Consider the following 11,857-nt stretch of genomic DNA (forward strand, 5'->3'; position numbering starts at 1 on the left):
GCTGATCCTCTTGTCTTGAAAGCTGTACTTTCCAGCAAGCGTTCTAGATTAAGAAAGATCATTTGTTCAGTGGGTTAAATTTTCCTGTTTAAATTTAAATGCTATTGAACCGATGATAAATATACAAAGTAGAATCACAGACAATCCCACAGTAAAATTTGATTGATCGGTTACGAATCCTTGCAAAGGTGTAATTAGTGCTCCTCCAGAAATACCCATAATCATCAGTGCCGATATTTCGTTAGCTCGTTTTATGTCATGCTGTAAGGCTAATGAAAAAATAATAGAAAAAACATTCGCGCAAGCCAATCCAACAATGGCAATTGAAATAAGCAATCCCCAGAAAGAAGAAGAGAACATCATGGTGATAAATGCCAATGCCGCGATCCAGATGCTAGCCTTCAAAAATTTTATGGGCGAAATCTTTACAAGAAGAAATGCGCCGATGAACGTTCCGATTGTTTTTGAAATAAAATAAAAGCTTGTTCCTAATGTTGCTTCAGCCAAGGGAATAGAAAGACGGTCGACCAGTAATGGAGGAATGTTGGTATTCAGACTTACATCAATCCCCACAATCAATAGAATCACGACAATGCAGTAAACGAAGTAACTGTCTTTTAGCAATGAAAAGATATTGCGAAATGAAGTTGATGTTTGGCTTGGTTCAGCTGTTTCTTTTATTTTTAAGGAATAAAGGGCGATAATGGATATAACAGATGCGATGCAATACAAAAGAAAAGTCAATCGCCAATCTCCCAATCGACTTGCTGAAAAAGCAACTAATATGGGCCCGAGAAACGAGGATATTGCCTTAATAAATTGTCCCATTGTAAGTATGCTTGTCAGCTTTTCTTTTCTGACCAAAGAGGTCACTAAAGGATTTAATGAAACTTGCAGCATGGTATTGCCTATTCCTAAAAAGGCGAAAGAAAGAAGTATGCCGAAATAACTGTAGAATAATAAAGGAATCAGCATAGCCAAAGCGGTTGTGAAAAGTGACAACAGCACGATGTTTTTTCTTCCTAACTTACCCATTAAAATTCCTGTCGGAATGGAGCAAATGGCAAACCAAATAAAAACCATCATGGGCAACAGGCTTGCCATGCCGTCAGACAAAGCGAAATCTTCTTTTACATAATTTGTGGCAACACCGACTATGTCGACAAATCCCATAACGAAAAAGTTAAGAATCAATGGGATGAATAGTAAGATTGTGTTTCTTTCTTTTGATGTTTGCATGGTTAGCGATTCAGGTTATTGATTTATCAAATTCTTACGGATGCTTTTATGGTCATGCATTCCTTGCCTTCTGATTTTCCGTAAGGACGAATGCTGTATTCAGCAACTGCCGCCGGAATAATAAAGGTTTCAGCGTAATGGATAATCATTGGCTGAAAGGCAGCAGTCGGACTTTCTACGATGATCTCTTCGCCATCAACGAGATTCAACACATTGACACTGCTGTTTGTGAAATGCATGACGGAAGAAGTAAATCGGTGACGGCGAGTTTCAATAAATTCATTTTTATGCAAGCCTGTCCGTTCTTCGGTCCAGCCATCGCCGCTCGAGATTGCTTCGAATTGATTTACCAATTGCTGTTGCGTATAATCGGTATCACATTTCCAATTGAGCACTTGCTCTCCTCGATGTATATTAATTGGGCGGGGCTTACCATCCAATCCCAATCGCTGCCAATCCCAAAGTTTAAACGTAAATAGATTGGGCGTTGCGCTTATTTCCAAGACTACCGCATTTGTTCCTGAACAATGAATTGTGCCTGCCGGAATAAGAAAGTGGTCATGTTTTTTTGTCCTTATTTTATTGACGTATTTTTCTGCATCAAACGCCATTTTCCCTTCTTCTGCTTTGTGCAGCTCATCAATCAATAATTCCTTATCAACGTCAGTTTTTAAGCCCAGATAAACATATGCATCGTCTTTGGCTTCCATAATATAATAACTTTCATCCTGAGTATAAGCCAGTCCGAAATGATCCTTCGCATACTGAGTTGTTGGATGAACTTGAAGACTCAAATTGCCACCATCTACTGTATCCAGAAAGTCAAAACGTATTGGGAAATCTTTCCCAAAGCGCGCTTCCACAGGTTCGCCCAAAACTTGTTCGCTTCGTGTGTAAATAAGGTTGACCGATGGCATCTCGAAAATAGTTCCATCGATATCCAGAAGTAAGCTGTTCTCTTCGGGGACACAATCGAAGCCCCAGCCATAATTCGCTTTCGACGAGTCAAGTCCGAATTTAGTTTTCATCCACTGTCCGCCCCAAGGTGCCGGATCGAAAAATGGAACAACACGAAAAGGTGAACTCGACGCTTTGTCCATTGCCGCAAAAAATGTTTTGTTGTCTATCAATTTTGGCACTTGTGGGACAACTGTGTCTAACCAATAATCTACTCGCTCATAGATGCTCTGTTTATGCTTGTCAAGGACCCTCCAATCATTAAAAAGCCCACGTTTGTATTGAAGGGAAAATGGTTCCATACTATTGTTAATTCCTAATGCTGGAATCTGTTGCTTGCGCATTCGCAATTGAATTTCCCAGCGAGGCATATCCGCGTAGATAAGTAGATCGCCATCTGTCAGCAATTGAGCGCCTGGTCCTAAAACCAAAACCAAACCTTCGGTTTCATTAATGGTAGTTTGAGCGGATTTTAATTTTTCTGCATCGAAATATTCTAATAAAGAAATATTAGATAGGTATCCAAAAAGTACGTCATCAGTCATGAATCGCGACGTTAAAATTTCAACTTCTGATTCGGAAATAAATAAATTTCTTGTTTCGATGATGATGGCGGGTTCCAGCTGGGCAAACTCGTTTTTTATTTCATTATAATCGACTCCTGTATAGCCATCGATAACGATAGTCGTTTTTGTGTGAGTCAGTTTTTTGAAAAATGAATTAATGGAATTCCATCCCTCTTCGACAAAACCTTTTACTTCTACAGATGGTCTTTTTTTGTAATCACTTAACATGTTATTGGTTTAAGATTGTTTAGTCATGAATAACTATGTATATACATAATTAATTATAACAAATATAGTATTTCGATTTATAATTGGATGAAATTCATTAAATTTTTTCTTATTTTGTTTGTAAATGGAATTTAAAATAGATCATCAAAGCAGCTTACCGCTCCATAAACAAGTTGAGGCGTTACTTCGGGAATTAATAGAAGCGCCAGAATACCAGAATGGACAATATCTTCCGAAGGAAGTTGATTTGTCTGCACATTTGAAAATATCTCGCAACACATTGAGGCAGGCGATTAATACCTTGGTTACCGAAGGTCTATTGATTCGTAAAAAAGGAGTAGGAACTCAAGTTGAGAAAAAGAAGATTTTTAGCGCAGCAGGGAATTGGCTAAGTTTTTCGGAGGAAATGAGGGTTTTGGGAATAGAAATCCAGAATTTTGAGTTGCAGATTTATAGACACGAGGTATCTGCAGAAGTAGCTGCTTTTTTCGGTATCAAACCTGCAACGAAAGTAATGAGGCTGGAACGTTTGCGTGGCAAGAAAGATTTGCCTTTCGTGTATTTTATTTCCGAATTTAACCCAGCCATTGCGATTTCTGCATCTGAAAATTTTAACCGTCCACTTTACGAAATCCTTGAAATGGACTACGCTGTTGTTGCTTACACCTCAAAAGAGGAAATTAGTGCCGCTTCAGCGGATGCGTTCATTGCTTCCAAACTAGAAATAAAGCAAGGAGAACCCATTTTGATTCGGAAACGCTATGTGTATGACATCAATAACAACCCCGTTGAATACAATGTTGGCTGTTATCGCGCAGACTCATTTACTTACACAATCGAAAGCAAGCGGAATCTATAAGCTACTGATGGTATACCATGAAACAGCATTGCTTTTAATTGTACTGATTCTAGATTCTTTAGTTCTCTTTCACAAGAAAAATGTAGATTTTTCAGAATGTCTGCTGTCTCAAATCTAATATCTATAATCTCATATCTTAAAAAGCTACTCTTCCACGAGCCCAAAATGTTGTACCAGCTTATCGTATTCGGCAAGGCTTAACGTAATCATACAGCCATGGCGTAATTTTGTTGGCATGGAATATTTATCCCAATCCGCAAAAAATGTATAGCCCGAAAGTTGATACCAAGGGCCTTTTAATTCTTTGGCAACCGATAAACCATAGGAGACACCCGGATATTGTTCGTAATATAAATACCAAGCTTTTCCATCTGGAGAAGGAATTAACATGGGTGCCTCTCTGAAATTTGGACTGATTGGTGCCGACAGGTTTTCGTATGGGCCAAACAGTTTGTCTGAACTTGCTATTCTGATTGTTTTTCCGGTAACCCAGTCCAAAGTTGGATATGTTTCATCTTTAATAATTGCCCAATATTTTCCTTCCGCATTGCGTAAAAAAACATCAATTGTGCCCATCTCCCAACTGAATAGGCGATTTGGGATTTCGGAAAATGTTTTTAAGTCTTTAGAAGTTACATACAAAGTCCGTTGGCTGGCCCAATACCGCTCCGCATCCTCTTTCGTGCCGTCTAAATGTGGTGTATGCCAAGTCACTACGTAGTGTTTGCTCGCTTGGTCGTAAAAGATTTTTGGTGCCCCAATGCGTTGAAGGGGTTTATAATTAGGCGTTTTCTTTAAATCAGGAGTAAAGACACTGTGTTTGTTCCAAGCAATCAAATCATCAGAAACCCAAATGTTTATTTCTTTCGCATCATCACTTTGATTGCCTGCGATGTAATAGCGTCCATCATGTCCTTTGACAATGTCAGGATGACCTCTGTATTCGTCGAAAACTCGTTTCTTATTGTTCAGTCGCTTCCAATGCAGTCCATCTAAACTAACGGTGTAATATAGTTTTCCGTAATCTTCATGCGTCATATGCGCAAAAAGATAAGCTTCATTAACGGATTTTTCGCCGTCTTTGACTTGTCCAGGAGGATTCGGCTGTTGTGCTAAAGATGAGAGACAAAAAGCGCTTAAGGCAATACAAAGGAATTTTTTCATAACAAGTTAATTTGAATGAAGGGGAACAATAACATTCTTTTCGTCTACACTAAATGTATACAGGCCGGTATTTTGATTACGTTCTTTAATTAATGGAACAATGCGAGTTCTTCTCGGGCTTGCTATGTCTTTGTCAAAATGTATATGATACACATAATATAGCTGGCCATTTAATCCTTCAAAGATATCCCCATGGCCGGAACCATTTTCACCAACGATGCTGCGATGAATAATCGGGCTGTCTTTTTGTTTGACCCAAGGGCCATAAGGCGAATCAGAAACTGCATAACCAACCGCATAGTCGATGTTCAAATAATGATTAGCTGAATAAAACAGATAATATTTGGAATCCAATTTTATAACTGTTGGGCCTTCCATAATCGGAGAGGATTTGTATAATGGAGTTGCTTCCCAATCTTCGGTTTGCTTAAAACATTGCTTAAGCGTTTCGGGTTTTATTTTTCCCTTTTTGAAGTCAAATTCTGCAACCCAAAGATAATTTCCATCATTAAATCGAACGTGGTATAAATAGTACTTGCCGTCATCATCTTTGTAAATATAAGAATCAATGTTTTTTTCAGAACCGTCAATAGGTTCGATTTTTTTCTGAGTGTATGGCCCTAACAACGATGGAGATTCTGCTAAAACAGTTTGTTCATTCGCCGTGTAAGTCAAGTAATAGCTGTTCCCATCTTTTAGTAATTGAGGTGCCCAAAATCCTGTTTCTCCAAAAGTTTTGTTGCCTTTGGAAAGAAGCATGTGGATTGAATCTTTTGTTCCTTTGGGTGTTGTCCAAGTTTTCAAATCTTTAGATTCTAAAACGGGAAAGCCTGTTTTTCCCCTTACCCCGATCGTCCCAGTCAAGTAATACGTATTGTCGCTGACATAGATTGTAGGATCTGCATAAAAGATTTCGCTTTTGTTTTGCGCAAACAAATTGATTGTGCTAAATAAAAGAATACAGTAGCTAATAATAAATTTCATTTTATGGTTTATTTAGTAATGAGTACAATCATGGCCATCTTAATCTGATTTCTTTCAGAATGATTGGTTAAATGGCTCTATTGTTAAACGTAAAATTAAAAGATTCCAATTTTTAAAACGTCTCAAAATTGTGTCAATCTGTTTCAAAATAGCGATTGGATATTAAGGGCGAACTAGTGTCAAATACATAATTTGAATTTGGGATTTGTCAAGTCGGTTCTGCTGTATTTCAATTCGAGTTGGTTGTTAACAAACTTCTCTATGGAATGCAAATCTTATTTTTTTCAATTAAATCTTTAATAAGAATTTTTTTTGCAAGATGAATTCTAGTTGAAGTTTCTGATTCATTATGTTTTTTCATGTTTAAAAGAGTTTCGGGGACAATAGTGATGGATTTTTGATACTAAGGTTATAAATTTCTTTAATTAAACATAAATTGGCTGAAATTCTATCAACTTTTGGGTAATTAATTTGAACAAGTTAACAAAATGTTAAATAGAACAATCGTTTGCGTTAAATTACGCAACCGATTTCGTTAAGATTACACATCTAAGCTCATAGGAATTAAAAAATCTTATATCTATAATTGTTTAATTGTTTTACCTAAAACACTAACAGACAATTAAATTATTTAACAACTAAATTCTATGACAAGAAACCTTTTTTCTGTCTTTTTCTTAATTCTGTTTCCGCTTGCTTTGTTAGGTAATGCTAATAAAAATCGAGAAGATTTTAACTACTTGATCCAGCAAGATACCCTAGAAGAAGAAATTATTGATTCTACCGCACTTGCAAAAATTAATGTCCTAAACTCGAAAGTCCTGACGATCGATAGTATAGATGTTGTTCCATTGAAGAAGAATCCATTTTTGACGATCGGCGATATGATTAAAGGTCAAGCTTCAGGAGTTTATGTTCAGCAACCTTCGGCTGAGCCGGGAACATTTCAAAACATCTTAGTTCGAGGACTTTCAGGAATACAGTTGACTAATCGGGATATCAACAACAATCGGGCGGCTGTGTATGTAAATGGTATCCCAATGAGTTTAGAAAATAGCTTTTCATACGATATACAATTGTATGATTATAACCGAATAGGCCCCGCGACAGATTATGCGTCTTCAATCGATATGTCGTCGATCGAATCCATTGAAGTCATAAAAGACCCGATACGATTGGCCGAGTTAGGCCCTTTGGCATCGAATGGAGCCATATGGATTACTACGTTTGGAGGTAAATCTGGGGATCGTGAAATCTCAGTGAATGGATACTATGGCTTTAACACGAAGCCAAGTGTTTCGCCGTATAATGCGGAATACGAAGATATGTTCCGTCAAAACTTTTATTCGCGCTATGCTTCGGATGATAATAAGCTGAAGTATCCGGGTTATCTATCTGACTCAACAAATGTTAATTATTACGGATCTTCCGATTGGCAAGATTTATATTATTCTACGGCCTCATTGTACACTGTCGACTTAAGTCTTCGTGGCGGATCTGATCGGGCAAACTTTGGTTTCCTGGGAAGCCACACAAAAAATGCAATTTCGGCAGACGACACCAACCTGAAAAGGTACAACGCGTTATTCAATGTGAATATGCTTCCTTTTGAATGGATGTCCGTTTCATCTTACATTAATGCTCGACGCATCGAACGGAACAGAAACCGAAATTTAAGAGACCGTTACGCTGAAATGGCTTATTTGCCAGACTTAAGCACACCGCTAGCTCCAAATAAAAATGCATATGCAAATTATCTTGGACTGTATGAAATGGATGCCGTTGATGACAATGTCACTAATCATCTTCAAGGAAATATCCGCCTATCTTTAGACCTTCTTCCTAACCTTAATTTCTCTACCAGTTTCGCATTAGATTACAATGAGGGCATAAGGGATTTGTTTTATCCGAGCAAATTAATGGAGACAATCAATTATATGTCCACCTATTATGGGTACACCCAACGATTTGTCTTTTCAAACAAATTATCTTATTGGAAAGAATTTAACGACAACCGTTTCACGTTATCTGTCGGTTCAGATTATTCCGAAGATTTGTATCGCTACAACTTCGCCCGCGCATACGATGGGCCAAATGATTACATCAAATTAAATGTTGTAGAAGGTAATCCGAACGAAGAGGGATATTTGGAACCAAAAGGTGGCTTACGTGTGTTGCGTTACAACAACAAGGAGCAATTTAACCTACATTCGATTTTCGGAAAAATTGGCTATTCGTATAAAGAGTTATTTGAATTTGCCGCTGTATTGCGTTGGGATGGATCTTCTACTGTACAGCGCGATAGCCGTTGGTTATTTACCCCTTCAGCTGGAGCCAAATGGAACCTAGATAAGCAACTAGATTTAGAAAATTTATTTAACATACAAGCAGGTTTTTCTCGTTTGGGTAAACCAGTGTATAGTAGCCGTTACGCTTCTGGACCTCAATACGCTTCAAGTCTTGGATGGTCACAAGATCCGACGGTTTCGTCTTATTATGGATATGCAGGCATTTCTAGAGACTATACGTATGGATGGACAGGCTATAATTTAAAATGGGCTTACAGCGATAAGTATGAAGTTACGTTCAATAATTCATTTTTTAATGAACGACTATCAACAGCGTTATCTTTTTATCAAAGAGATGATCAAGATCAGATCGTATTAATTCCAATTCCGCTAGAATACGGATATACCGGACAACATAAAAATGGTTTGGCAGTTCGTAATCAAGGAGTTGATGCAACAATAAATGGAGTTATTCTTCCGGCAGGAGAAAATAAACTTAGCTGGACTTCTTCCTTGAACATCAATTTGAATAGAAACGAATTAACTGCGTTGCCAAATGGATTAACCGAACTTCAGATGGATGGGCGATTACTTCGCGTTGGCGAATCTATTGACCAGTTTTGGTTATATCAAAATAAGGGAATCTATAATTCTTCTTCCGACATCCCAGTGAACCCTTCAACAGGTTTAGCACTAAGTAACAATGGAGTTCCTTTTGAAGTTGGTGATGCCAAATGGGTAGATCAAAATGGTGATTTCGTTATTAATGAGGAAGACAAAGTTTTGAAAGGCAGGTTTACACCAAAGTATTATGGTGGTTTTAATAATAGTTTGACCTACAAAGGTTTTGATTTAAGTTTCTCATTTACCTATGCTTTAGGCTTAGATGCAATTAATCAACGCGCATCCAACCGATACGATTTTGTGAACAATGAAGATAACAATACAATTGGAGCGGTTCGCGAAATATTTCAATGGCAACAAGACCTAGATATTAGCAAATATCCAATTTATAATGTATGGAGCGGTACGAACCCGTACAGAGAAGATCAAGATTTGTTTTTGGAGGATGCCTCTTATTTGAAGTTGAGATCAGTGTCTTTTGGTTATGATTTAAGCAGGCTGAATTATATCAAAAGTTCAATAAAAACACTTAGGAGAGCCTATGTATATGTGACAGCAAACAATGTATTTACTGTAACGAAATTTTCTGGGAACGATCCAGAACTGGTGAATTTCAATGGTATATATGATGGCTATGGACTCCCATTGACGCAGACCTACACCTTGGGAATTAAATTGGATTTATAAACAGACTCGAACAATCAGGTTATTATGTTAAAAGAAATATATATTAAATCGTGTTTACTTGTGCTTTGCGCGATCGTTCTCTTCACATCGTCGTGTAATAAAAGTTTGGATGCACCATCTGTAGAAGTTTCGCCGGAGCAAACGCATTGGAGGAGTATATCAGATACAAAAGCTGCTTTGATCGGCATGTATGGATTATTGCGGGCTGCAATGGTGGACAACAATGCGCACTGGATGTACGGTGAGCTCAGATCGGGAGATTTTAATTCCTATCGGAGACAGGATCTTTCGGCGGTGAAGGAAAGCGAATTGAATAAGTCTTATCCTGTATTGGAAAATTTATCCAATTGGAGAAGGTTCTATGCGGTGATCAATGCGACTTCGCTATTTATCGAAAAAGCTCCTCAAGTATTGGAATACGATACGCGCTACACAAAATACAATTTAGAGTTGGATGTTGCGCAAGCAAAGGCTATCCGTGCATTCACTTACTTTTATTTGGTCAGGATTTGGGGAGATGTTCCTTTAATCACGTCCTCATTTGATAATGGAAGTTTTCCTGAATTTGAACGAACAGATTACAGGAACGTACTGGCATTTGCTGAACGTGATTTGATTGATGCGGTTGAATTACTGCCATTTAGATATGGCGTTGCCCCTCAAGAATATTATGGAGAATTTTCTTCGAATTGGCAAAAAATACTTTTCAATAAAATATCTGGCTACGCTATACTATCTCATATGGCCGCTTGGCAGGGGAAATACCTAGACGTTGCATCTTACACGCAGTTTATTCTAGATAACTATACCCAATCGAATATTGCTTATTTACAAAATGCATCTCCTTCCGGAACAGGAGAGGCTGGATTGGCTGGTTATTACGGAATCTTTACGAACAATTTCAATTTCGGTCAGATTATCAATTTTAGTTCAGCCTATGAGTTCGGCGAAGCGTCCACATCGGGGCATATTGAAGAATTGACATTAGCGGCGCCTTTTATCAATAAGGCATATCCGGATATCTACGTCAGCAAAGACAGCATCAATTCCATGTTTTCGGAAAGAAATGATCGCCGATTCGGTGTTGATACGCTTTCAGGACTTTACAGAGAGAGTTATTTTAAAAATTACAACAATGAGATTCCTGTATTTAGTAAGATTAATATCATTCGGGATGGAGTGAGCGATGGAGATTATGCTGTATTCGGATCGAATTTAGTTTTTACTCGATTAGAGGAGTTAACCTTGTTGCGGGCAGAAGCATTAACCGTGCTCGGTCAGGATTTGCGCGCGATTGAGTTGTTGAATGTGATTAAAGCCATGCGTGGCACAGCTTCCTATCAAGTTTCTCAATTAACAACCAAACCTTTGCTTGAAGAAATTTTTGCAGAAAGGAGAAGAGAATTAATTGGTGAAGGCTGGAGATTTTATGATTTGATCCGGTTGAACAGAATAAAGGCGATAGATCCTAAAGTTACCCAATTGATCAATCAGGGCGGAATCCATTGGCCAATATCGAGAGAGGTGTTGAGAAATAATAAAAAAATTGTACAAAACAGTTACTGGAATTAATAGCAATCTAGATTATGAAATATTTATCATTAGTTATAGTAAGCATCAGTTGTTTTATTTTTTGTAGCTGTAATAAAGGAGATTCCTATTATTATGATTACCAAAAATCAGAACAGCTTTATGAAGGTACGATCTATTCCTATTTAATGGGTCAGCGAGGTACCTATGATTCATTAGCAGTTGTATTAGAAAGATTGCCTGACTTAAAAAGTGTACTAAATCAAAGCGATTCATCTGTTACTTTTTTTGCGATGAATAATCGCTCATTCAAATTAGCTTTAGAAAACTTGAATAATGCAAGAAAGGTTAATGGCCGTTCGCCGATTTATTTAGAAGATATCGACCTAGCCGTTCTAGACACTTTATCCTACCGCTACTTATTCAACAGCGAGCATCCAGTTTCAGATTTTGAATCTTATTTGGATGGGCAAAGCATCTACAGTTCGAAATTCAACTATGAAATGCATGTGGTCTATAAAGTATTAACCTCATCCGGTTTGGTCGGCGGCGGACAACAGCAGTTGATGTTCAGCGATACCAACGGATCGATTTACCAGCGATATTGGAATAGCACAAACACATCTACTGTTGATTTCATGACAAGAAATGGAGTGATTCATACGCTCGATGCGCGACATGAATTTGGTTTCGGGAAGCTTCTAACTTATTTATCAAACAATTAGTATGAA

General features: G+C 37.8%; 8 protein-coding genes. 4 read left to right on the forward strand and 4 right to left on the reverse strand.

What is annotated here, in order from left to right:
• Positions 1 to 66: 66 nt before the first annotated feature.
• Positions 67 to 1,239 (reverse strand): MFS transporter, encoded by a 1,173-nt coding sequence (locus tag C4F49_RS11110; protein ID WP_196935913.1) that lies wholly within the window; start codon positions 1,237 to 1,239, stop codon positions 67 to 69.
• 26 nt (positions 1,240 to 1,265) lie between these two features.
• Complete coding sequence (locus tag C4F49_RS11115; protein ID WP_196935914.1) at positions 1,266 to 2,990, reverse strand: class I mannose-6-phosphate isomerase; 1,725 nt, start codon at positions 2,988 to 2,990, stop codon at positions 1,266 to 1,268.
• 124 nt (positions 2,991 to 3,114) lie between these two features.
• On the opposite strand from C4F49_RS11115, the gene C4F49_RS11120 reads away from it, so the two are divergent.
• Positions 3,115 to 3,849, forward strand: a complete 735-nt coding sequence (locus C4F49_RS11120) for a GntR family transcriptional regulator (RefSeq protein WP_196935915.1) — start codon at positions 3,115 to 3,117, stop codon at positions 3,847 to 3,849.
• 144 nt (positions 3,850 to 3,993) lie between these two features.
• Here C4F49_RS11120 and C4F49_RS11125 read toward each other — a convergent pair whose 3' ends face one another.
• Entirely contained in the window at positions 3,994 to 5,013 is a 1,020-nt protein-coding gene (locus C4F49_RS11125) for a glycoside hydrolase family protein (protein WP_196935916.1), read from the reverse strand.
• A 6-nt stretch (positions 5,014 to 5,019) separates the two neighbouring features.
• Positions 5,020 to 5,997 carry a glycoside hydrolase family 43 protein gene (locus C4F49_RS11130; protein WP_196935917.1) on the reverse strand — a complete coding sequence of 326 codons (978 nt, stop codon included), beginning with the start codon at positions 5,995 to 5,997 and terminating at the stop codon, positions 5,020 to 5,022.
• 647 nt (positions 5,998 to 6,644) lie between these two features.
• Between C4F49_RS11130 and C4F49_RS11135 the strand changes: the two genes are divergently transcribed.
• Genes C4F49_RS11135 through C4F49_RS11145 form a run of 3 tightly spaced genes read left to right on the forward strand, consistent with a single transcriptional unit; the run spans position 6,645 to position 11,851 of the window.
• Positions 6,645 to 9,596, forward strand: coding sequence for a SusC/RagA family TonB-linked outer membrane protein (locus C4F49_RS11135; protein ID WP_196935918.1), 2,952 nt, complete (start codon positions 6,645 to 6,647; stop codon positions 9,594 to 9,596).
• 24 nt (positions 9,597 to 9,620) lie between these two features.
• Entirely contained in the window at positions 9,621 to 11,168 is a 1,548-nt protein-coding gene (locus tag C4F49_RS11140) for a RagB/SusD family nutrient uptake outer membrane protein (RefSeq protein WP_196935919.1), read from the forward strand.
• 14 nt (positions 11,169 to 11,182) lie between these two features.
• Entirely contained in the window at positions 11,183 to 11,851 is a 669-nt protein-coding gene (locus C4F49_RS11145; protein WP_196935920.1) for a fasciclin domain-containing protein, read from the forward strand.
• Positions 11,852 to 11,857 lie beyond the last annotated feature (6 nt).

Source organism: Sphingobacterium hungaricum (assembly GCF_015210005.1).
In the GTDB taxonomy this organism is placed as follows: Bacteria; Bacteroidota; Bacteroidia; order Sphingobacteriales; family Sphingobacteriaceae; genus Sphingobacterium; species Sphingobacterium hungaricum.